Genomic DNA, 21044 nt, shown 5'->3' with positions numbered 1-21044 from the left:
TCGCGTTAGCGGGACGGAGTCGATGAGCAGATGGGAGCCGGCAGGGGATCCGCCGGGTTTAGGCCGGCAAACCACTCCGACAGGGCGGCCGGCAAGCAGAGGCCGGGGTTTCCCTCGATGTGCAGCCGCTCCAGTCGGGGCAGTTCTGCCAAAAAGGTCGGCAGTTCTCCCGTGAACTGGTTATGTGCCAAGCGCAGATCCCGCAACTGACTCAGTTGGGCCAGTTCGGGGGGCAGGGATCCGCTGAGGCGATTGTCCGACAGGTAGAGGTTTTCCAGGTGGCGCAGTTGCCCCAGTTGGGGGGGAATAGGCCCAGAGAGCTGATTGCGATCCAAAAACAGGCCCTTGAGGGAGCTCATCTGGCCCAGTTGGCCGGGAAGGGTGCCGCTGAGGCGGTTGTTTTGCAGGATGAGGTTTTCCAGGTGGCGCAGTTGCCCCAGCTGGGGGGGAATAGGCCCAGAGAGCTGGTTGTGATCCAAAAACAGGCCGCGCAGGTTGCGCAGCTGCCCCAGCTCGGATGGGATGGAGCCGGAGAATTCGTTGTAGTCGAGAAACAGGTTTTCCAACTGGCTGAGTTGCCCCAGCTCGGGCGGCAGGGGGCCGGAAAGTTGGTTGTGGCTGAGGGACAAGGCTCGCAACCGGCGAAATTGGCCTATTTCGGGCGGCAAGGAGCCGCTCAACCCCTGGCGATCCAACACCAGTTGGACAAGACACTGATCCGAATCAAAAAGGGCCACCTCCTCTACCTTCACCTCCGGACGGCCCAGAGCTGCCAAGATCTGCCGCAGCAAGAGGGGATCCCGACAAAGGGGAGCAGACCAGGCCCCCATCCCCCAGCTCAGCCAAACCCAGATCGCCAACAGGCCCACCGCCCACCTCTCGTGCCGAGCCATTCCCCTCTGCTGCTTCATCCCTGCTCTCCAAAGGATCTTTGCCAAGGTAGCATCCTACTCCGTCCCGCCTCCGCCGGGGTTGTTGCCATGGGCAGGGGAACCGCGACGTAGAAGAGTTCTGGCCCGGAACCGGCTAAGGACTCCGTCCCGCTAGCGCGAACAGCTACACTGAAAAGCCGATGACCTCCTCTTCGGCAAACCTCCATGGCCAGGATCAACGACCACTTCCTCAAGCTCAAGACCGGCTATCTCTTTCCCGAGATCGCCCGGCGGGTGCAGGCTTTTGCCACCGCCCATCCCGAAGCTCAAATTATCAAAATGGGCATTGGCGATGTCACCGAGCCGCTGCCGGAAGCCTGTCGAACGGCCATGATCCGGGCGGTGGAGGAAATGGGGGAACGGGCCACCTTTCGCGGCTATGGGCCAGAGCAGGGCTACGAGTGGCTGCGCCAGGCCATTGCCCGGCACGACTTCCAGGCCCGCAACTGCGATATCGACGCTTCCGAGATCTTCGTCTCCGATGGCTCCAAGTGCGATTGCGGCAACATCCTGGATATCCTCGGCCACGACAACACCATCGCCATCACGGATCCTGTCTATCCGGTTTATGTGGACACCAACGTGATGGCGGGCCATACGGGGCCGGCCAACGAACGCGGCGAATACGAGGGCCTGGTCTATCTGCCCATCACTGCCGAAAATCACTTCACCGCCAGCCTGCCCAGCCAAAAGGTGGATGTGATCTACCTCTGCTTCCCCAATAACCCCACAGGCGCAGTGGCCACACGGGAGCATCTGCAAAACTGGGTGGACTATGCCCGTGCCCACGGCTCCCTGATCCTGTTCGATGCCGCCTACGAAGCCTATATCACCGAGCCCGGGATCCCCCACTCCATTTACGAGATTCCAGGGGCGCGGGAATGTGCCATCGAGTTCCGCTCCTTTTCCAAAACCGCTGGGTTTACCGGCACCCGCTGTGCCTTTACGGTGGTGCCCAAGTCTTTGCGGGGGCAAGCTGCCGATGGATCCTGGGTGGATCTGTGGAGCTTGTGGTATCGCCGTCAATCCACCAAGTTCAACGGGGTGTCCTACATTGTGCAGCGGGGGGCGGAGGCGGTCTATTCCGAAGCGGGGCAAGCGCAGGTGCAAGGTCTGGTGCAGTTTTACCTGGAAAATGCCCGCATCATTCGCCAGCAGTTGGCCGAAGTGGGGATCCAAGTCTATGGCGGCGTGAATGCCCCCTACGTCTGGGTGAAAACACCCGATGGGCTGAGCAGTTGGGAGTTTTTTGACAAGCTGCTGCACACCTGCCATGTGGTGGGTACCCCTGGCTCTGGCTTCGGCAGCGCCGGAGAGGGCTATCTGCGCCTGTCCGCTTTCAACAGCCGCGCCAACGTGGAAGAGGCAATGCGCCGCATTGGCAGCGTGTTTGCGGGGGCTGGAGCCGTTGGTTAATTGAGTCTTGACCCAGAGGGCGAGGATTCTTTCAAGCGCTCCCCGCCGCCAGAGGCGAACAGCTTGGGCCCGACAGGAAAGATGACGAACCAGTCGGCGATACCGCCGCGAACCCTTTTGCCTGCAACGCAGCAACTGGGCCAGCTTCCCCTTCGGCTTTCCGGGTACTGCCGCTTCGACTGCAGCTCCTGACCGTTAGCGATGAAGATATCCATACCCTCATGGGCAGTGGCCAGGTGAACTTTGCCCAAATCCACCCCATTTCCACCAGAACGGGTGTGTTCTGGGGCCAAGGTATCACCCTTTCCCATTGGGCAGATAGAGTTTGCAGCAGCCCAGCAAAAAGCTGCCCTGATCGCGTCAGCAGGTCGTATCTTGGTCGGCCAGTTCTGGCGAAAGCCTTTCACAAAGCAGGCCGTAGGTCTTTTGCCTGGATCCCTAGACCAGCAGCGGGGCTTTGCGCCAAGCCTTGGGCTGCTGGAACCGGTGCAGATCTCGGATCAGCCGCACCCAGCCGTCAGACATGGACTCCACCAAAACTTTGCCTTTCTCCGGCGTGGCGGCGGTGGCATCGCCCAAAACTCCGCTCTGGGTGAGATCGCGAGTTGCCCAAGCGAAAGGGATCCGCCCTTCCATGCTGAGCAGGCTGTTTTCCGGCAGATCGTGGGGATATTCGCAGACCAATCGGTCGGTTCGCACCGTGTCCGGCAAAAGGTGCATCAGCATACTGGTCTCCCCATCGCCGGCGTGAATGCCCAATTCCCGTTCTTTCTCGGTAAACAGCTCTCGTCCTTCGTGGGGAACGCGCCAGACCGACACCGGAAACAGCATGAAATCTTCATACTTCTGGTGCAGATCGCGGGCAACAATCTCCAGCACCTGTGGCTGGCCACCGTGGGAATTGAGGAACACCAGCTTGCGAAACCCAGCTCGGTAGATGCTCTCTGCCACTTCTGTCAGCACCGCCATCAGGGTTTGAGCCGAGAGGGTAATGGTGCCGGGGAAATGCCAATGCTCGTTGGCTTTGCCGTAACATTGGGTGGGCAAAACATAGGCCGGGATCTCAGGCTCCAGCTTCTCCATGGCGCGCCCAATGATCGCCGTGCCGATGCAGGCATCCACCACCAGGGGCAGGTGGGGCCCATGTTGCTCGATTGAGGCAACCGGCTGGATGATCACCACGTTCTCTTTGTCGGGCATGGCCTGGATCTCCGTCCAGGTCAGGTAGGGGAAAAAGCGGTGGGGCGGGACAAAAGTGTGCATCATGGCGGGATCCGTTCAAGTTTGATCAGAAAGCTACCTAGCACCATGCCACAAAATCGGGTTCACGAAATGCCCGCAAAGACGGGATCCCCGGCCAACCCGCCTGCCAAAGAAACGTAAGAAAGCCATCGATTAGGATAAGTACAGTCTGTACAGTTTCCGGTCAACGATTGCATGACCCTGTTGCCTTGTTTGCCCGCCCGATGTGGCTCTGTGGAGAATATCCCTTTCAGAAGCCGCCCTTTGCCTGCCCCGGTGGAGGTGGGCAGCACTCCACCCTCACCCCGTCCCATTCTCGCCCTGCCAGGGTCGCAGGCCACCCTCTATGCGGAGCTGATTCAGGTTTCTCGCCACAGTCTTGAGACAGGCTCTGACACCCCGCCGCTGCTCTGGGTGCGACCTCTCTTGCTCAGGCAGGGATCCCAAGTCTTCAACCTGCGGGCCACCTCGGATTTGCTCTGGCCTGCTGCCGGCTTTGTCCCGGCCTATGCGGAGGAGGTATTGCCCCTTCTGGAACAGGCAAGGGATCCCGCTCCCCACGAGCTCCCTGCCCGACAGCAGTTGCAGGCATTTCTGCGGCAAGTCTGGCGAGGCTAGGCTGCCCCGGAATGGCCAAGGGAGGCGGCCAACCTTTGCAAAGCCGATGCCAACATCGCTAGAGCCGCGTCAATTTCTGCCGGGGTGACGATCAAGGGGGGCACAAAGCGCACCACCTGGGATCCTGCCGGCACCAACAACAGCCCGCAGTCCATGGCTGCCTTGACCACTTCAGCCGCCGGGATGCGCACCACCAAGCCCTGAATCAGGCCCCAGCCCCGCACTTGCTCAACGAGCTGCGGAAACTGCTCCGCCAAGCGGGACAGCCCCTGACGCAGATACACCCCTGTCTGCTGGGCATTCCAAACCAAACTCTCCGACATTAGCGTGCGGCAAACCGCCAGGCCCACCGCACAAGCCAAGGGGTTGCCCCCAAAGGTGCTGGCGTGATCCCCCGGCTGAAACACGGCGCAAAAGTCTTTCGCCAACAAGGCCCCGATGGGGATCCCACCGGCCAGGCCCTTGGCCAAGGTGAACACATCCGGCTCCACCCCCAGGTTACAGTGGCCCCACAGCATGCCAGTACGGCCCATGCCCACCTGCACCTCATCCAAAATCAGCAGAATGCCCCGCTCGCTGCAGATCCGGCGCAACCATTGAAAATAGGCGGGATCCCCCGGCACAACCCCCCCTTCCCCCTGCAACGGCTCCAACAGCACGGCACACACCCGCTCGCCCCAGCGATCCAACACTGCTGCTGTGCCCTCGATGTCGTTGTAGGGAACGTAATCAAAGCCGGGCACCAGAGGGGCAAAGTCTTTTTGGTATTTGGGCTGGCCGGTGGCGGTAATGGTGGCCAGGGTGCGGCCATGGAAGCTGGCATGGGCGGTGAGGATCATCGGATCTTGGATCCCGCGCACCGTGTGGGCATACTTGCGGGCCAGCTTAATGGCTCCCTCATTGGCTTCCGCCCCTGAGTTGCAGAAAAACACCTTGTCGGCACAGGAGTGCTGGGTCAGCCATTGAGCCAGTTGTGCCTGCGGCTGGTTGTAGTAAAGGTTGGAAACATGGTGCAACTGTTGTGCCTGCTCGGTGAGCGCCTGAATCCACAGCGGGTGGGCATGCCCCAGGGTACAGGTGGCAATGCCGGCCACAAAGTCCAGGTACTCGCGCCCCTGCTCATCCCAAACCCGACACCCCTGCCCGCGCACCAAGGTCAGGGGATAGCGCCCATAGGTGGCCATCACATGCTCGGCAAACAGCTCGGCAGTTGTCGGGGATCCCGAGGGGGCACTGGCAAGAGGCGAAGTTAGAGGAGACATGGCCGGTAAAAGATTGCTGTCGTGTTGGCGGCGCGGAGCGCTTTGGGGCTGGCGCAAGCCGTGTTTCGAGTGTACCACCCTGCTTTGGAGATGATATTCTGGCGGGGCCAAAGATTCAGGGATCCACAGCAAACAGACAGAAGCAAACAGACAGATGTCGCGGCGGGGGGTAACGGTCTGGTTTACAGGGTTGAGCGGGGCGGGCAAAACCACCCTGAGCTGCGGCGTGGCCCAGCAGTTGCGCGCTTGGGGGCTGCCGGTGGAGGTGCTCGACGGAGATGTGGTGCGGCAACATCTCACCAAAGGGCTCGGCTTCAGCAAAGCGGATCGGGATGAGAACATTCGCCGCATCGGCTTTGTGGCGGAGATGCTGACTCGGCACGGGGTGATTGTGCTGGTGTCGGCCATTTCCCCCTATCGGGCAGCACGGCAGGAGGTACGGCAGTATATTGGCAGCTTTATCGAAGTCTTTGTGGATGCCCCCCTGGAGGTGTGCGAACGCCGGGATGTGAAGGGCCTCTATCGAAAGGCGCGGGCAGGCTTAATCCAGCACTTTACCGGTATTGACGATCCCTACGAGCCGCCGGAACAGCCGGAGGTGGTGTGCAAAACTGCCGAGCAAAGCATCTCCGAATGTATTGACCTGGTGATACAAAGCCTAAAAAGCAGAGGTTATGTCTAACAGGCCCCCTGCTCTTACGTTGCCCGTAGAGGGTGGGCTTCCCCCCGGAGTAGCTGCAAAGAACCTAGAATTAAGAAAGGCTTACAAGCAACTCCTATGGCTTCGACATCGGCATCGGCCACTCCCATTTCGGCGCAGTGGATCTGGCGGGGGCAGTCAGTTCATTACGTCAAACAGGGTGAGCAGGGGCAGCCTCTGCTTCTGGTGCACGGCTTTGGAGCCTCCACCGACCACTGGCGCAAGAACATTCCCGAATTAGCTCAACACTACCAGGTGTACGCCATCGATTTGCTGGGTTTCGGTCGCTCCGCCAAGCCCAACTGGGACTACCGCGCCGAAATCTGGCGGGATCAGCTGCGGGACTTTTGCCAACAGGTAATCCGTCGGCCTGTGGTGGGGATCGGCAACTCCCTGGGCGGCTACGTGGTGCTCAGTTTTGCGGCGGAGTGGCCGGAGTGGGTGCGGGGCGTGGTGCTTTTGAATGGGGCAGGTGGGTTTTCCACGCTCAAAGGATCCCCGACCGGATGGCGGCAATGGATAGGCGGATTGGTGGGCTGGGGCCTGCGCCAGCGCCTGGTGTCTTACCTGCTGTTTCAGTATTTGCGGCAGCCGCACGTGATCCGAGCCAAGCTGAAGCAGGTTTACTACGACCCGGCAGCCGTGACCGATCAGCTGGTCGAGGCCATCCATCGCCCCACCCAGGATCCGGGGGCTGCCGATGTGTTTGTGGCCTTGATGCGAGGTGGGCAGAAGGGACGGTATGTAGATGAGCTGCTGTGCAGCTTGGTGCGCCCGCTGTTGTTGATCTGGGGAGAACGGGATCCCTGGATGCGGGCTCGGGAACGCTCTAAGCTGTACCGGGCCCACTACCCTCAAGCAGTGGAATACTTCCTGGAGGCTGGCCACTGCCCCCACGATGAGCGCCCCGAAGAGGTCAATGCCCTGATTCACCGGTGGATCGAGACCGGGATCCCAGCCACCACTTCTCCCCCCATTTCCAAAGCTGCCCCTGTATCGGAAGTCCATCCCTAGGCGGCCCGTCTAGCTTGGGCTGTCCAACGATTCCCCCTGGGGATCCCCTTCTAGGCCGATGGTGTACTTAGACCATTCTCGATGGGAACCACTGCCGACGGCTTTGGAGATTTCAAAGTAAAGAGTGCTGTGGGGACGGCGGGGTTGGCGCAGCAGGGGCATACCGGCTTCGCGGGGGGTGCGGTTCCCTTTTTTCACGTTGCAACGCACACAGGCACTGACCACATTTTCCCAAGTATCCCCGCCGCCACGAGACCGAGGGATCACGTGATCCAGGGTGAGATCTTCGCCGAAGCAGCCGCAGTACTGACAACGATGCCCATCCCGGTAGAGGACGTTGCGGCGCGTAAGTGGGATCTCCTTGTGGGGAACGTGGACATAGTGGCGCAGACGAATGACAGTGGGCAAAGGAATGTTGCCGTACACCACTCGGCCATTGTGCTCGATTTGCTCGGCCTTGCCCTTAAGCAAAAGAACGACTGCCCTGCGCCAACTGGTGATGTTGAGCGGCTCGTAGGAGGCATTCAAAACCAAAACCTTGCCCATAGTGCCGCGCACCGCTGACGGGATCCCCAACCTAAGCCGGAAGGCGCCAGCCCCCTGAAGTTATGCAAAATGTTAACACAGCTTTAGATTCAAGCAGTAGGAGTTCTGTGCTCCAGGAGATATTCCCGGCTGCTGCGAGAGCGCTACTCTGGAAAAGACCTGCCGGCAAGGGCGTGTTGATCCTGGGGCATTAGGTGGGGTTTCCCGAATAGGCTGAACTTTATTGAGGTGATGAAGCCGGAACTGAAATCTTCAACTCAACAGCAGGATCTGCCCCAAAAGAGAAACCCAGGCGAGGGATCCCGCTGGCTGATGGGTTTGGCCATTGCGCTGCTTTGTCTGGGATCCCCCAACCGCTGGCTGCACTGGTTTCCGGGAGCGCTGCTGGGCTTAGCCCTGCTGTTTGGCCTGTGCGAGCAACGGCAAGGGTGGGCGCGGTGGCGTTTGGCCTATGGCCTCTGGTTTTGGGTTTGCCTGTATGCCTTCTGGGTGGATCCCTTCTCGGTTAAGGTGTTGAGCGCCTGGGAGATCCTGGGGGGCGTGGTGGTGGCTCCCCTGATCCCCCTCTTTTTCACCACCGCTACGCTCCTGAGTTTGGAGCTGAGCCGCCCCCTGCCGGTTTGGGCACGTCCGCTGGGCTTGGCCACGGTCTGGACAGGCTTGGATGGGCTGTTGGGCTTGCTCTGGTGGCCCATCCCTTTCCACTGGGGATCCCTGTTGTTCGACTGGCCCCTCGGGATCCAAGTAGCCGATGTCACCGGGATCTGGGGGGTTACCTTTTTTGCCGTGTTCGTCAATGGGGTTCTTTGGCAGATGGCCAGGCAGATTTCCAGCCGGTGGCAGACGGCTAGGGGATCCCTGAGAAACGCTTTGGGTGAGATGCTCAAGAACAGAGATTTCTGGAGTACGCTTGCCTGGGGCCTGGGGCTGACAGGGCTGGTCTTGGCTTATGGAAGCGTGCGCCTGGCTTACTTCGATGCCTTGGCCGTTGAAAACAGGGATCCCGGCTTTCGGGTGGGGGCAGTGCAGCAGGTGGCTTGGCTGGAAGCCGATCGCAGTTGGGACTACCGCATGGAGCGCTACCGGGAGCTGCATCAGCTTTCTGCCCAGGGGGTGGCTGCCGGGGCGCAGTTGGTGATTTGGCCGGAGGGGGCGCTGCGGGCACGGCTGCTGAATACCGGCCTAGAGCCTTACGTGATCGAGCCGATGCAAGCGATTCTGCCGCCGGAAGGCGCTTTGATTACGGGGGCAACAGAGCCGGATCCCCGCACAGCCCATTTGCCGGAGCCAGAGCAGCGATTTTTTAACACGGCCCTATTGCTTGACGCCCGGGGCAACTTACTGGATGGGTTTGGCAAGCAGTGGATCTTTCCCTATTTCGAGTCGGGGCGCTACGTGCCTTCACCCGATGGCTATCGGCCTCTGGACGGAGGGGAGCTTTTCGGGCCTTTGGGGGTGATGATCTGCTTGGAGAGCGTGTTGCCTGCGCCCAGCCGAACTTTGACTCGTCGCGGTGCCGAGTCTTTGATCGTAATTTCGGATGATAGCTGGTTTGGCAATAGCCACTGGCCGATGCTGCATGGCAAACTCTCGGTTTTTCGGGCTGTGGAAAATCGGCGTAGCGTGGTGTTTGTCAACAACACCGGCGGCAATTTGGTGGTGGATCCCTCAGGTCGGCTCCAGCAGGTTGGCCCCATCTTTCAGCGGGGGGTGATCACGGGAGAGGTGAGGCGGCGCTCTGAGACAACTTTCTACAATCGCGCAGGGGATTGGCTGGCGTGGCTGACGTTGGGGCTATCTTTGGGGCTATGGCGCTGGGGATCCCGAGTGAGGCAAGGATGAGTTAGGATCAGTAAACCTGCCCAGGATCAAGATTGGGATTGCTTGCTCCGGAGCGGCGGGTTCCCCTATCGAATCAACCGTTGCTGATGTAGCTCAGTTGGTAGAGCAGCTCACTCGTAATGAGCAGGTCGTCGGTTCGAGTCCGATCATCAGCTTTCTGGAGTTGAACACCTCAGAGTCCCTTTGGGAGAAGAGTTGGGGGTGGTCGCGGAAGCGGCGCGGAGCGTTTGGGCAGCAGCGATCATTCTTTCGAATTGCAGTGAAACCTTGGAACGGCTACAGTTGTCGAGGGCACCAGAAAAGATTTCGGGTAGAGACCCCCAAAGAATGGAGAATATCTCTCATTACCCCTGTGCAGTACTTCCAATGCTCAGGATCTGCACACATGCGGTCGGGATTCAACTCCATCTCATAATGGATAACATTGGGGATCCCGGCAAACTCATCAGAAGAGTAAACTACCCGGCTCCGACCGCTAAGCGGTACGGAGCGGGCTTTCAGTAGCCCTGAGCCTGTTCTGCTCTACCAGAGAACAAAACAGGCCCGAACCTCTAGGCCGGTTTACGGCAGCCCCCAAGAGCGCAATCACATTCGCACCATTCAAATCCGCATCCCCTTCCCATCCACAGTGCCCACACTTGAACGACTTGCCACTGCGGTAGGATTGCGCAGGGTCGGGATGGATGTGCAAACACCGGTGGCAGGTCTGCGACGTGTAGGCAGGCGGCACAAGAATCAGAGAAACCCCTGCAACCCTCGCCTTGTATTCCAGAAATTGACGTAGTTGGTAGAACGCCCAACTGTTGGTCCTACGCCGCTCAGCTTTGCTGCGGGGTTGTTGATTGACCCTTTCCCGGATCCCTGTCAGGTCTTCCAGGGCGATAGCGCTGTTAGTAGCTTTTGCCCTAGAGACAATAGCTTTGGAGATGCGATGATTGACCCACACTTGAAAGCGTCTCTCCTTGCCAGACAGCCGTTGCAACAGTTCTCTGCATCTGCGCCGCGAACTGCGTGTGCCCTTACTGGCTTTGCGTTGGAGTGCCGCCCTCAACCGGGAGTAGCGGTCGCGGACTCTGTTCAACTGCTGTCCATTCCAGTTATCTCCTTCCGATGTATGGGCAATATCTGTCCTTCCCAAGTCCACCCCGATCACCTTGTCGGTATCTTGTTGCTTGGGTGGCTTTTTCTCTACGCAAATCTGGATGTAGTAGGAGCCATCTTTGCGCTTGATCAGCGTGGCAGATTTGGGGTTGGAACCAGCCAGCATCCCACGCTGGTAGTTGCCAATGGCCAGTTCAAAGCGTTCTCTCCCTTCCACCGTGGTGAGCGACACCGTCCAGTCTTTTTGACGGAACGAAAAGATACGGGCGTCGTAGGTAACAAAGCCGCTCTTAAACTCCTTGACGGGACGCTTTTTCTGCTTAGCCACTTTGCGGGAACCCGCTACCCGTCTGCACACCTGTTGAGCCAAGTTACTGGACAAGCCAAACCGGGCTCGAGTCTCGTAGTAGCAAAGAGATTGCAGTTTGACCGCGTTGACGATCTTCTCCGGCGTGTTCTGGTTGACCCAATTCAAGGCTTGGCCAAAAGCCTCCAAAGTCGCGTCCAATTTGGCGGCTTGCGACTGGGCTACCTTGAGCTTGCAGGAGACGGTCAGGACTTGGCTCATAAGTTCATTGTACTTCATCAAAGCGCATTCCTCCCGGCACTGACCCTACGGGTACAGTGCGGGGCTCCTGCGATTTCTAGCTGAGGAGAAACAATCAGCAACAGAAAAGGTTTGCCCCTGCGCTTAGCCGCCAGCTTATCCATTAAGTCAACAACGGCCTCTCGCCGGCAACCCCCTGTGCGCACAAACAAGACTTTATCGGCTTTTTCCAAAACATACATAAAACGCTTGGCGCGAGCAGTGTAGCGAGTTCGCATTCGCTCATGGATGGGGTGCATATTCTGAAGTGGATCCTCCCCCTCTTCCACCTCATGGCCAAAGGAGAGGCCCATCCACTTGCTGTGGTAAATTCGCCTATCTTCAGGGCTGTAGTGCAAATATTGCGGATCCCACATGCCCTGAAACTCGTTGTGGATCATATCGGCCACATCAGCCAAATTGCTGGTGCGCGTCAAATCAAAAGGAAAGGCAGGCCCGTCATATTCCAACTTGTAGAGCAGCATTCGCACCGCGCAGCGATCCCCTAACGGCACAATGGCAACACGATGAATATCCGATAATTTGCAGGTGTATTCCAGCAGCATGACCGATTCGGGAGCAGCCTTTACCCGGCTTTCGAGGCCGCCTTCCCCGATCATCAGGGTTCGGAAGAGAGCTTCCCGGTGGCTCGGATCTTCATAAACACCCGCTGGCATGGCTTTGAGAGCGGCCCGCACTTCCTTCCACATGGGGTGGATGTTGTACTCGTGATTGCTCTGGTTGATCACGCACAGGCGAGGTATGGGATCAGAAGAGCCTTCTGAGGATCCACTGAGCTTGAGAAGGATCAACGATCCATCCTCGAAGATCGTTTCTACTGCTGCTGAGGAAAAGAACTGGGCTACTGGGGAGAAGACCAGATCGGCATCCGCAGGAATGGAGAGGGTTGTTTGCACTGAACCATCTTCTCGTATGGAAAGTGAATATAGGGTCGCATCCCCTATCCTTTCATCGCTTCTGCCAACATACAGACCCGGTTGTAGATGTGCTTTTTGGAAAGCGGCTTGCAAAGGCTGCCAAGTGGGCGTGATGGTATAGGGATAGGGAGTTACATTCACGATGCGAAATTGATTTTTGCCCGTCTCTACGGTTACCCAAAAACCATGCTCCTCTTCAAAAATGACCTGTTCCCCAGTGAGTTGAGGGAGCTTGCCACGAGCCGAGCTAACTTGGCTGGGATCCAGAAGAGAGAGATCGATGGCCTCAAACATGACCTGATGACCCTTGGAATTGGGGTGAGCTAGGTCAAAAGCAAGGTCTGGTTTCCAGCGGCCCTGTCCATCTTCCAAATGAGGCAGCCAATTGAACACAGGGCATCCCCAGCTGAGCATTCTTTGCTGAGTTTCTTGCAAAATAAGATGCTGTTCTGGGCCGTAGTCTGCATGGGGATAAACCCCTCCCAGAACTGGCAAGGCTCCAATGTCTTGAATTCGCTGAATTAGCCGCTGCAGGCCGTTTTCAAACCGCCTCTGCAGGGCGCGGCGATGCTGGGGCAAGGCCGATACCAAGCCTTCATTTCCCAAGGACAGGGCAACAATAACGACATCAGGACGTTCAGGGATCACCGCCTGCTCAAACCGCAACAGAGTTCGGCTGACATTGGCCCCCAATTGGGAGAGATTTCGCACTTGATGGCCATAGCGCTCTTGTAGAGCTTTCTGCAACAGCCAAGCCCAACCTCGCAACAGCCAAGCGCTGCACCCCAGGGCAACGGAGCTGCCCAAAATGACGACTTTTAGCCCTTGCGGATTTTCCGGTTCGACCTCAGGAATGGGATCGGCAAAATAGCCGTAAGGATAGGCAGGGATCCGGCCAAACTCTCCATCCTCAACAATTAAAACTGCCGGTAAAGGTTCTGGCTCAAGTGGCACCCAGCGATTGACATCGGCGGATTCCCAAATCACTTCGCCACCGGCTTGAACGCGCAGATACCGGTACTCTACTCGAGGGATTTCTTTTGAACACCCGCTATAGGGCAACAACGGGCCGGGCGTGCCGTCTGCTGGGCTCAACGGCAACTCTACCCACCACAGCGGATAATGAGCGGGATCCGTCTGCAGCCAAATGCAATGGCAGGGATCCCAGGAGCCCAATTTTGCGCTGGATCCCACCAAGGCAATTCTCTCGCCCGGCTGGGTGATGGCACGAACCTGGAAGCGATACATAACGTTTTCCTGGCACAGGATTCAATGGGAAATTGTGGGGCTGTGCGGGCAGACTGCACTCACTCATCACCCAATCAACAGCTCAGCAGCCGGCTGAGAAAAGCAAGAGCCTGGGATCCGATCCCATCTCTGCCGTTTTATCGGGGAAAAAGAGAGATTCTTAAATCTGGAAAGCAAAGGTTAAGAGAAGGTCTTTGACACCCAGAAATTCAGTTCAACCGGGCCAATACGGTTCTGAATAAAAACCAAGTCAATTTTCGGCTTAAAGCTAGCATATTGACTGAGGACTGTCTGTTTTCCAGAGCACTTTCAGACCCTCTCTGGGGTACAGATTTCCAACTGTCGCTGCGGCAAAATGACCTCAAAGCTGGATCCCTGGCCCAGCTTACTCTCCACCTGCACCTGACCTTGATGCTGTTGGGCAATGCTTTTGACGATCGCCAGCCCCAAACCTGACCCCAAGAGGCGACCGGGATCCCCGCTGCGAGCCGGATCTGCTCGATAAAAGCGATCGAACACATGGGGCAGAGCCTGAGGCGGGATCCCTGGCCCGGTATCTTGTACCCGTACCACCAGCTCTGGGGATCCAGAGCGCAGCCGCTGCTCCAGCCTCACCTGCACCTCTCCTTGCGGGGGAGTGTGGAGAAGGGCATTTTCGATCAAGTTGGTAAACAGGCGGGCCAATTGATCTTCATCTCCCCAAAAGCCAAAGGGATCCACCTGGGCGGGAGAAGGTTCCGTCCCGCTCTCAGGGGCAGCAATATCCAGCTGCAAGCGGATCTGCTTTTGGTTGGCCAAGCCCTGCAGCTCTTCCACCACCTGCAGCAGCAGAGCATCCAGCGCACAGCAACGGGGTTGGAAAGGCACCATACCGCTGTCGTGGCGGGCCAGAAACAGCAGGTCATCCACCAGACGACCCAGCCGTAAACACAACCGCTCCACCATCTGCCAGCGCTGCCGGGTGTCGGCATCCAATTGGGAATCCGCCAAAGCCACCTGTACCGCGGTTTGGATGCTGGCCAAGGGACTGCGCAGCTCGTGGGAGGCATCGGCGGTAAATTGCTTGAGCTGCTGATAAGACTGCCGGATGGGCTGCATGGCCAGGCCGGAGAGCATCCAGCCAATGGCCCCCACACCCGTCAAACCGGCCACCACCCAGAGGGAAAGATCCCGGATCAACTGTCGCGTTGGCTTGCTCACCTCAAACCAAGGATGGCTGACCCGCAGATAGCCCAGCAGCTTCCCATGGGCCACGATCGGCTCGGTGAACTGACGCAGCCAATACCCAGGGGCGATACGGGCAGTGTGCAGGGATCCCTCGGTCAATAGGGGGGCAGGGATCCCGCCGGGCACCGTGGACCAGATGAGCGTTCCTTGAGGGCCGAACCACTCCAAGTCGATGTGATCGTCCTCTAGGGTGCTGGGATCATCCCGAAAGCTGGCCTCCAAGCTGCGGCGGGCTTGCTGCGGATCCAAGAGGCTCTCATCCACCACCAAAGACCGCTCGACAATTTCCACCACATGGCCAAGGGTATCGTCCACCCGTTCAATCAGGGTTGACTGCACGTACCAATAGAAGCTGCCGGCAAACAACAGCAGCAACACTGCCGTAACCGTTGTATACCAGAAGGCCAACCACTGCCGCGTCGCTTGAAACATGGGAGCTGCACCGCGGGGGGAAACGGAGTGGGGCTAGCTGTGAACACGGGGTTCGGGGTGAAGGGAAGACAAGATCTCGGCCTCCACCTGGAGTAGAGTATCGAGACGCTCCTGCACCTGATCGGCGGGAAACTGCTCCAACGCCAAATCCAAATAAAGCTGCCAATGGCGCTCCTCCGCAGCCGCCAGCCAGAGATAAAACTGCCGTAGCTCTGGGTCAGGCGCGTGGATCCCCAACAGGCCCAAGCGTTCGTGGCTGCGGGCCTCAATGATGGCTGCCACCAGCAGGGTATCCAACAGATGCTCCGGCTCGGAGCGGCGCAGGTGTTGGTTCAGACGACCGGCATAGGGCGCAGCCGACAAGGGCTTGATGGGGATCCCCAGCCGTTGCAGGTGGCGATGCACCCGCTCAAAATGCTGCAGCTCCTCCCGCGCCAGCGGCGAGAGGGTTTCCACCAAACGCCCATTAGCCGGGTAGCGAAACAGCAAGCTGAGGGCGTTGCCCGCTGCTTTTTTCTCACAATTGGCGTGGTCTAGCAAGACCAGATCGATGTGCCGGGTAGCCTGTTCGATCCAGTCCTCAGAGGTACGAGAAGCAAGTTCTAGAGCAAGCACAGGGCCGGTAGGAAAGGGTTAAGAGAAGTTCTAGGGACGAACAATCTCCACAGTAACCCGCCCCGTCAGCTCCGGGATCGGGGGATGACACTTGGTCAATCGGATCTTAGCTTTGCTGGCCCCTGTCTCCCGCAGCACCATTTCGGCAATCGCCTCCGCCAAGCTCTCGATCAGCACAAACTGATTGCTTTTCACCAGTTCCGCAATCCCGGCCACTGCAGAACGGTAGTCGAGGCTATCACACAGTTGGCCGCTGAGAGCAGCCGGGCGCAGATCCGCCCACAACTCGAAATCCACCTCAAACCATTGCCCCAAAGCCCGTTCCGCCTCATCAAGGCCGGTATAACCGTAGTAGCGCAGGCCGGAGACGATCAGCCGATCTCGCAACTGCTCAGGGGGTTGCCGAGGGATCCGATCGGGATCTGGATAGGGCTGCTGACTGTTGCTGCTGACACTGGTGGGGATCTGTAGCTGATACATTTACGCTGAACACTGCTGAACATCACTGTTCAACTATGCAGCGATAGCATTCTGTTTGTTTCCAAACAGAATGGCGGTATCCCGCAAAGCTTTGAGTAGAATACCCAAAGCGCAGTTTCCGTGTCGTCTTACTACCAATTTTCTGCTTTGCTTTGGCTACCATGTTGGCAGACTCGAAAGTAAACAGAAAGATCAACTGGTAGTAATCCGTACTGAACATATTATACATTATTTTCAGTATAGTTGAGCTTATTATTGACTAGAGTCATGCTCCATCACATCCTCCAAGCTCGACCTGGAGACCCTATCCCGCAGGGCCTGGCGAAACAACGAAACCTTGGCTCGACCCTAGGAGCAGGCTGCCCCTTGTCCCCATTTCCTTTTTGATTCTTTAACAAACTCCGGGATCCCCATCCCTCAATGGCTGAGGGCCAACGCTCTCCCCTCTACGGTCGCTGCCATCTCCCACAACAGATCTTCCGTCTCTTCCCAGCCGATGCAGCCATCGGTGATGGAAACCCCGTACTGGAGCGGCGCCCCTTCCTGCCAGGTTTGCTTGCCCGGGTAGAGGTTGCTCTCCAGCATCAGCCCCATCAGAGCCCGCTGCCCCGCCTGGTACTGCTGTAGCACTGCTCGACAGACGGATCCCTGGTTGCGGTAATTTTTGTGGGAGTTGTCATGGGAGCAGTCCACCATCACCGAGCGAGGGATCCCTTGATCCTTCATCAGCAGTGCCGCCCGCGCCACATCTTCCGGGCCGTAGTTGGTCTTGCCCCCTCCCCCCCGCAACACGATGTGCCGATCCGGGTTGCCGGTGGTTTTTACCAAAGCCGTCATGCCATCTTGGCCAATGCCCAAGAAACTGTGGGGATGGCTGGCGGAGAGAATGGCATTGAGCGCGATTTCCAGCCGTCCATCGGTGCCGTTTTTGAAGCCCACAGGCATGGAGAGGCCGCTGGCCATTTCCCGGTGAGTTTGGCTTTCGATGGTTCTGGCGCCAATGGCCGCCCAGCTCACCAGATCCGCCGTGTATTGAGGGGTCACCGGATCCAGCATCTCGGTGGCACAGGCCAGGCCCAGCTCGTTGATCTGCAGGAGAATGGAACGGGCCAGTTGCAGGCCGGTGGCAATGTCGCAGGAGCCATCCAGGTGGGGATCGTTGATCAGGCCCTTCCAGCCCACCGTGGTGCGGGGTTTCTCAAAATACGTGCGCATAACGATCACCAGGTGCTCCCGAGTTTGGTCGGCCACCCGCTTGAGGCGATGGGCATACTCCAGAGCCGCTGCGGGATCGTGGATGGAACAGGGGCCGACGATCACCACCAAGCGATGGAGATCCCGTCCGTGGATGATGTCGCGGATGGCTTGCCGAGTGGAGAGCACCACTTGCGCTGCCGTTTCCGTAAGGGGCAGCTTGGCCTTGACAGCAGCAGGGGCAATCAAGGGAGTCACCTCTTGGATGTTGCAATTGTCGGTTTGGGGGGGCATGGAACTGTCCTTAGTGTGCAAGTGGGTGGATGGGGTCGTCGAGCCATCAAAAAAGCCCTGGCGCTGGGCTCAGGGCTTCAGGACTGACTCGGGTAAACCTAGGTCTTTAGTTTACGCGCCACCCTTCCGCCCTGGTCGTTGCCAGGGAAAGGTAAAGTAGCCAAAAAAGGAAGCGCGCCAGACCATGCGGAGAACAAACTTAAAACCTGTACGAGATAACTATACCCGAAAAAACCTCGTTTGACACCTCAGGGATCCGGTTTCCTGGCGGAGAGACCAGCGGGAAGTCTTAAGTCGACCGAGCCGCTGGCTTGGCAATCCAGTAGCCGCAGGGGTGTTCTCCCTGCACCTGCCAGGTGATGCGCTCTACCCGGCAATCGGGCAAGGCGGCAGCAAACATCTCCAGCTCGTGGCCGCAGACGCTGGGAAAGGTGTGGGCAATCTGGGCAATGGCGCAATTGTGCTCGACCAACACATACTGCTCGACGTAAGGCTCGGATCCCTCTGCTGCCATCGGCACAGTCAGGTCGGCAGGATAGGGGTAGTACTCCGCCATGTAACCCTCTGCCTGGCGCAACTGCACCAAACGCTCCAGCCGCTCCCGCAGGGATCCGGATCCCAGTTGGGCCTGATACTCCCGGGCTTTGCGCTGCCACTGGTGGTGGAGAAGGGATCCCATCTGTTCGGATCCCAGAGTTTCGGCCAGGGTGTTGAGCAGACCAAGGGCAAACTCATCGTAGCTGGCGGGGAACTGCTCTTCTCCCAAGGGGCTGAGCTGATAGAGATGCTGGGGTCGCCCTAGACCATTGGGTTGAGCGATATGTTGGATCAACCCCTCTGCCTCCAGATCCTTGAGGTGGCGGCGGATGGCCTGGGGAGAAATGCGCAGGTGCTCTGCCAGCGTTTGGGCGTTGGCCTGCCCCGCCTTGCGCAGATAGACCAAGATGGCCTGCTTACTCGAAGCGGGTTGAGCGACCTGCCCGGAGATCTTGCGCGTGCTGTCCACCCTCGCCCTCCTGGTTAGACCGGGATCCATCGGCTGCCGCTGCCAGCACAGCTCTCTGCTATTTTGACAACGGGATCATTGCTAAAGTAACCTGAGGATCAGTTAAACAACAACTCTGTTGTTTTATTTGGCCATCTGTCTTAGTCGCGTTTCTACCCTGTCACTACCCGAGAGCCATCCATGTCTACGAGCGTCCGCGCCCTGGTCAACCAGCCCTACAAGTACGGCTTTGTAACCGACATCCCCTCTGAGTCGATTGGCAAAGGCTTGAACGAAGAGGTGATTCGGCAGATCTGGGCCAAGAAAGGGGAGCCGGACTTTATGCTAGAGTTCCGGCTGCGGGCCTACCGCCAGTGGCTGAAGATGAGCGAGCCCACCTGGCCCAACGTCAGCTACCCGCCCATTGACTACCAAAACATTGTCTACTACTCGGCCCCCAAGGTGCAGCCCAAGAAAAAGAGCCTGGACGAAGTGGATCCGGTGCTGTTGGAGACCTTCGAGAAATTGGGGATCCCCTTGTCTGAACAGAAGCGGCTGGCCAATGTGGCGGTGGATGCCATCTTCGACAGCGTTTCGGTAGCCACCACCTTCCGGGAAAAGCTGGCCAAGGAAGGCGTGATCTTCTGCTCCATGTCGGAGGCACTGCGGGAGTATCCGGAGCTGGTGCGCAAGTACTTGGGCAGTGTGGTTCCCATTGCTGATAACTACTACGCGGCGCTGAACTCGGCAGTGTTCAGTGATGGATCCTTTGTCTATGTGCCCAAAGGGGTGCGCTGTCCCATGGAGCTTTCCACCTATTTCCGCATCAACAACGGCGAATCGGGCCAGTTTGAGCGCACCCTGATCATTGCCGACGAGGGATCCTACGTCAGCTACTTGGAAGGGTGTACTGCCCCCATGTTCGACACCAACCAACTGCATGCGGCGGTGGTGGAGCTGATCGCCCTAGACAATGCCGAGATCAAGTACTCGACGGTACAGAACTGGTATGCCGGCGACGAAAACGGCAAAGGGGGCATTTATAACTTTGTAACCAAGCGCGGCCTGTGTCAGGGGGCAAACTCCAAGATCTCCTGGACGCAAGTGGAGACCGGCTCCGCCATCACCTGGAAGTACCCCAGCTGTGTGCTGGTGGGGGAAAACTCGGTGGGCGAGTTTTACTCGGTTGCCCTCACCAACAACTACCAGCAGGCCGATACCGGCACCAAGATGATTCACGTGGGCCGCAACACCCGCAGCAAAATTATCTCCAAAGGGATCTCGGCTGGGCACTCCAAAAACAGCTACCGCGGCCTGGTCAAGATCGGGCCGAAAGCGGAAGGTGCCCGCAATTTTTCCCAGTGCGATTCCATGTTGATCGGGGATCAGTGCAGCGCCAACACCTTCCCCTATATCGAGGTGCAAAACAACACCGCCAAAGTGGAGCACGAAGCTTCCACCTCTAAGATTGGAGAAGAGCAATTGTTCTACTTCCAGTCCCGCGGCATCTCTGCGGAAGATGCTGTGTCCATGATCATCAGCGGCTTCTGCCGAGAAGTGTTCAACCAACTGCCGATGGAGTTTGCTGTAGAAGCCGATCGATTGCTGAGCCTAAAGTTAGAGGGATCCGTCGGCTAGGGGATTGCTCCCAATGCGAAGCTGAGCAAGTGGGCGAGGCCGCTGACACGCTGTGGGAGCAGGCGCTGCCATTTTCAGGAGAAGGGTAAGGGGTTAGGTAACTCCCAAGGCAGAGGGCTGTGATCCCCTGAAGCCAGAGGCGGCCCAAGGGCTTGGCGACGTTGCAAACAGCGCATGGATGCAGGGGGGGAGAGGGGATAATCAAGGAGTTTTGAACCGTAAGGCTAGGCAGGAGAAGTTCCCCATGAGGGCATTTCTGGAGGAGTTCAAAAAGTTCATCAGCCGGGGCAATGCCTTAGATTTGGCTGTTGGCGTTGTTATTGGAGGTGCTTTTGGGAAGATTGTGACTTCTTTTGTAGCAGATCTATTTACTCCGGTTTTAGGCTTGATGATTGGTGGAGTGAGCTTCCAGAACTTGGTCTGGAAAATCGGTGGAAGTCCTGAAGACCCAGTTACGATTAACTACGGTAGCTTTCTGCAAGCTGTGTTTGATTTTGTGATTATCGCTTTTGCCATCTTCTTACTGGTGAAGGCGATCAACACCCTACAGCGAAAGGAGGAAGAATCTCCTCCCACATTGCCCCCACCAGAAGTGGTTTTGCTGACAGAGATCCGGGATATCCTCAATCGCCACTCCCAATAGAGCTATAGGGGATCCTTAGGCCCAAAGTCCAAACCTAGTTCAGGGATCCTCTAACCTTCCAATCCCTGCCCTTCAGTGGCAACTCTAGAGT

The 21044-nt window shown here is 58.0% G+C and carries 19 protein-coding genes, 1 tRNA gene and 1 pseudogene; 8 read left to right on the top strand and 13 right to left on the bottom strand.

The annotated features are described in order from the left end of the window. Positions 1-5 precede the first annotated feature (5 nt). On the bottom strand, positions 6-911 hold the full coding sequence (locus ACVWXE_RS02660) for a leucine-rich repeat domain-containing protein (RefSeq protein ID WP_457489515.1): 906 nt from the start codon (positions 909-911) through the stop codon (positions 6-8). Positions 912-1097: 186 nt separating this feature from the next. On the opposite strand from ACVWXE_RS02660, the gene ACVWXE_RS02655 reads away from it, so the two are divergent. Continuing rightward, positions 1098-2348 carry an LL-diaminopimelate aminotransferase gene (locus ACVWXE_RS02655; RefSeq protein ID WP_011433036.1) on the top strand — a complete coding sequence of 417 codons (1251 nt, stop codon included), beginning with the start codon at positions 1098-1100 and terminating at the stop codon, positions 2346-2348. Here the strand turns inward: ACVWXE_RS02655 and ACVWXE_RS02650 are convergent. After that, on the bottom strand, positions 2345-2641 hold the full coding sequence (locus tag ACVWXE_RS02650) for a hypothetical protein (RefSeq protein WP_148202718.1): 297 nt from the start codon (positions 2639-2641) through the stop codon (positions 2345-2347). The two genes, ACVWXE_RS02655 and ACVWXE_RS02650, sit on opposite strands and share 4 nt — an antisense overlap. Positions 2642-2786: 145 nt before the next feature. Next, positions 2787-3611 carry a creatininase family protein gene (locus ACVWXE_RS02645; RefSeq protein WP_011433035.1) on the bottom strand — a complete coding sequence of 275 codons (825 nt, stop codon included), beginning with the start codon at positions 3609-3611 and terminating at the stop codon, positions 2787-2789. 243 nt (positions 3612-3854) lie between these two features. Between ACVWXE_RS02645 and ACVWXE_RS02640 the strand changes: the two genes are divergently transcribed. Beyond that, positions 3855-4208: a hypothetical protein gene (locus tag ACVWXE_RS02640; RefSeq protein WP_457489514.1), complete on the top strand. Its 354-nt coding sequence runs from the start codon at positions 3855-3857 to the stop codon at positions 4206-4208. Here ACVWXE_RS02640 and ACVWXE_RS02635 read toward each other — a convergent pair. Continuing rightward, complete coding sequence (locus tag ACVWXE_RS02635; protein WP_457489513.1) at positions 4205-5470, bottom strand: acetylornithine/succinylornithine family transaminase; 1266 nt, start codon at positions 5468-5470, stop codon at positions 4205-4207. The genes ACVWXE_RS02640 and ACVWXE_RS02635 overlap by 4 nt on opposite strands. A 154-nt stretch (positions 5471-5624) precedes the next feature. Here ACVWXE_RS02635 and cysC point away from each other — a divergent pair, with 154 nt between their 5' ends. Together cysC and ACVWXE_RS02625 are read left to right on the top strand one after the other, a co-directional pair. After that, positions 5625-6152: an adenylyl-sulfate kinase gene (cysC, locus tag ACVWXE_RS02630; RefSeq protein WP_457489512.1), complete on the top strand. Its 528-nt coding sequence runs from the start codon at positions 5625-5627 to the stop codon at positions 6150-6152. 96 nt (positions 6153-6248) lie between these two features. Next, positions 6249-7184, top strand: a complete 936-nt coding sequence (locus ACVWXE_RS02625; RefSeq protein ID WP_011433031.1) for an alpha/beta fold hydrolase — start codon at positions 6249-6251, stop codon at positions 7182-7184. A 9-nt stretch (positions 7185-7193) separates the two neighbouring features. Here the strand turns inward: ACVWXE_RS02625 and ACVWXE_RS02620 are convergent, their stop codons facing one another. Then, entirely contained in the window at positions 7194-7730 is a 537-nt protein-coding gene (locus ACVWXE_RS02620; RefSeq protein ID WP_457444362.1) for an HNH endonuclease, read from the bottom strand. Positions 7731-7961: 231 nt separating this feature from the next. Here ACVWXE_RS02620 and lnt point away from each other — a divergent pair, with 231 nt between their 5' ends. Together lnt and ACVWXE_RS02610 are read left to right on the top strand one after the other, a co-directional pair. Then, a complete protein-coding gene (lnt, locus tag ACVWXE_RS02615) occupies positions 7962-9572 on the top strand; it encodes an apolipoprotein N-acyltransferase (RefSeq protein WP_457489511.1) in 1611 nt (536 codons plus the stop codon). Positions 9573-9654: 82 nt separating this feature from the next. Next, positions 9655-9727, top strand: a tRNA-Thr gene (locus ACVWXE_RS02610). A gap of 320 nt (positions 9728-10047) precedes the next feature. Here ACVWXE_RS02610 and ACVWXE_RS02605 read toward each other — a convergent pair. From ACVWXE_RS02605 to sufR, 8 genes and pseudogenes are all read right to left on the bottom strand, one after another. Continuing rightward, complete coding sequence (locus ACVWXE_RS02605) at positions 10048-11241, bottom strand: RNA-guided endonuclease InsQ/TnpB family protein (RefSeq protein WP_457489547.1); 1194 nt, start codon at positions 11239-11241, stop codon at positions 10048-10050. 17 nt (positions 11242-11258) lie between these two features. Next, positions 11259-13445 (bottom strand): DUF1796 family putative cysteine peptidase, encoded by a 2187-nt coding sequence (locus tag ACVWXE_RS02600; protein ID WP_457489510.1) that lies wholly within the window; start codon positions 13443-13445, stop codon positions 11259-11261. Positions 13446-13754: 309 nt separating this feature from the next. Further along, positions 13755-15104, bottom strand: coding sequence for a sensor histidine kinase (locus ACVWXE_RS02595; protein ID WP_457489509.1), 1350 nt, complete (start codon positions 15102-15104; stop codon positions 13755-13757). Between the two features lie 33 nt (positions 15105-15137). After that, entirely contained in the window at positions 15138-15719 is a 582-nt protein-coding gene (miaE, locus tag ACVWXE_RS02590) for a tRNA-(ms[2]io[6]A)-hydroxylase (protein WP_414349667.1), read from the bottom strand. Positions 15720-15749: 30 nt separating this feature from the next. Next, the gene (folB, locus tag ACVWXE_RS02585) at positions 15750-16199 is read right to left on the bottom strand and encodes a dihydroneopterin aldolase (protein ID WP_457489508.1); all 450 of its coding nucleotides are present in this window, start codon (positions 16197-16199) and stop codon (positions 15750-15752) included. A 33-nt stretch (positions 16200-16232) separates the two neighbouring features. Then, a pseudogene (locus ACVWXE_RS02580) lies at positions 16233-16416 on the bottom strand (hypothetical protein); the annotation flags it as partial. A 200-nt stretch (positions 16417-16616) separates the two neighbouring features. Beyond that, positions 16617-17687: a 3-deoxy-7-phosphoheptulonate synthase gene (locus ACVWXE_RS02575; protein ID WP_414332215.1), complete on the bottom strand. Its 1071-nt coding sequence runs from the start codon at positions 17685-17687 to the stop codon at positions 16617-16619. A 289-nt stretch (positions 17688-17976) separates the two neighbouring features. Continuing rightward, positions 17977-18693, bottom strand: coding sequence for an iron-sulfur cluster biosynthesis transcriptional regulator SufR (gene sufR, locus ACVWXE_RS02570; protein WP_457489507.1), 717 nt, complete (start codon positions 18691-18693; stop codon positions 17977-17979). Between the two features lie 180 nt (positions 18694-18873). On the opposite strand from sufR, the gene sufB reads away from it, so the two are divergent. Continuing rightward, positions 18874-20310: a Fe-S cluster assembly protein SufB gene (gene sufB / locus ACVWXE_RS02565; protein WP_414349663.1), complete on the top strand. Its 1437-nt coding sequence runs from the start codon at positions 18874-18876 to the stop codon at positions 20308-20310. 244 nt (positions 20311-20554) lie between these two features. Then, positions 20555-20953 carry a large-conductance mechanosensitive channel protein MscL gene (gene mscL, locus ACVWXE_RS02560; RefSeq protein ID WP_011431004.1) on the top strand — a complete coding sequence of 133 codons (399 nt, stop codon included), beginning with the start codon at positions 20555-20557 and terminating at the stop codon, positions 20951-20953. Positions 20954-21044 lie beyond the last annotated feature (91 nt).

It is taken from the genome of Thermostichus sp. MS-CIW-41, assembly GCF_054058915.1.
Note: the sequence above shows the minus strand (reverse complement) of the source record. Positions and strands in the feature narration are given on the sequence as shown.

What these genes read in the sequence shown, in the direction of transcription:
- ACVWXE_RS02645 (WP_011433035.1), bottom strand. Translation starts at nt 3,611, where the DNA reads ATGCACACTTTTGTCCCGCCCCACCGCTTTTTCCCCTACCTGACCTGG.
- ACVWXE_RS02575 (WP_414332215.1), bottom strand. Translation starts at nt 17,687, where the DNA reads ATGCCCCCCCAAACCGACAATTGCAACATCCAAGAGGTGACTCCCTTG.
- sufB (WP_414349663.1), top strand. Translation starts at nt 18,874, where the DNA reads ATGTCTACGAGCGTCCGCGCCCTGGTCAACCAGCCCTACAAGTACGGC.
- folB (WP_457489508.1), bottom strand. Translation starts at nt 16,199, where the DNA reads ATGTATCAGCTACAGATCCCCACCAGTGTCAGCAGCAACAGTCAGCAG.
- mscL (WP_011431004.1), top strand. Translation starts at nt 20,555, where the DNA reads ATGAGGGCATTTCTGGAGGAGTTCAAAAAGTTCATCAGCCGGGGCAAT.
- ACVWXE_RS02600 (WP_457489510.1), bottom strand. Translation starts at nt 13,445, where the DNA reads ATGTATCGCTTCCAGGTTCGTGCCATCACCCAGCCGGGCGAGAGAATT.
- ACVWXE_RS02595 (WP_457489509.1), bottom strand. Translation starts at nt 15,104, where the DNA reads ATGTTTCAAGCGACGCGGCAGTGGTTGGCCTTCTGGTATACAACGGTT.
- ACVWXE_RS02660 (WP_457489515.1), bottom strand. Translation starts at nt 911, where the DNA reads ATGAAGCAGCAGAGGGGAATGGCTCGGCACGAGAGGTGGGCGGTGGGC.
- ACVWXE_RS02620 (WP_457444362.1), bottom strand. Translation starts at nt 7,730, where the DNA reads ATGGGCAAGGTTTTGGTTTTGAATGCCTCCTACGAGCCGCTCAACATC.
- cysC (WP_457489512.1), top strand. Translation starts at nt 5,625, where the DNA reads ATGTCGCGGCGGGGGGTAACGGTCTGGTTTACAGGGTTGAGCGGGGCG.
- ACVWXE_RS02655 (WP_011433036.1), top strand. Translation starts at nt 1,098, where the DNA reads ATGGCCAGGATCAACGACCACTTCCTCAAGCTCAAGACCGGCTATCTC.
- ACVWXE_RS02625 (WP_011433031.1), top strand. Translation starts at nt 6,249, where the DNA reads ATGGCTTCGACATCGGCATCGGCCACTCCCATTTCGGCGCAGTGGATC.
- ACVWXE_RS02605 (WP_457489547.1), bottom strand. Translation starts at nt 11,241, where the DNA reads ATGAGCCAAGTCCTGACCGTCTCCTGCAAGCTCAAGGTAGCCCAGTCG.
- lnt (WP_457489511.1), top strand. Translation starts at nt 7,962, where the DNA reads ATGAAGCCGGAACTGAAATCTTCAACTCAACAGCAGGATCTGCCCCAA.
- ACVWXE_RS02635 (WP_457489513.1), bottom strand. Translation starts at nt 5,470, where the DNA reads ATGTCTCCTCTAACTTCGCCTCTTGCCAGTGCCCCCTCGGGATCCCCG.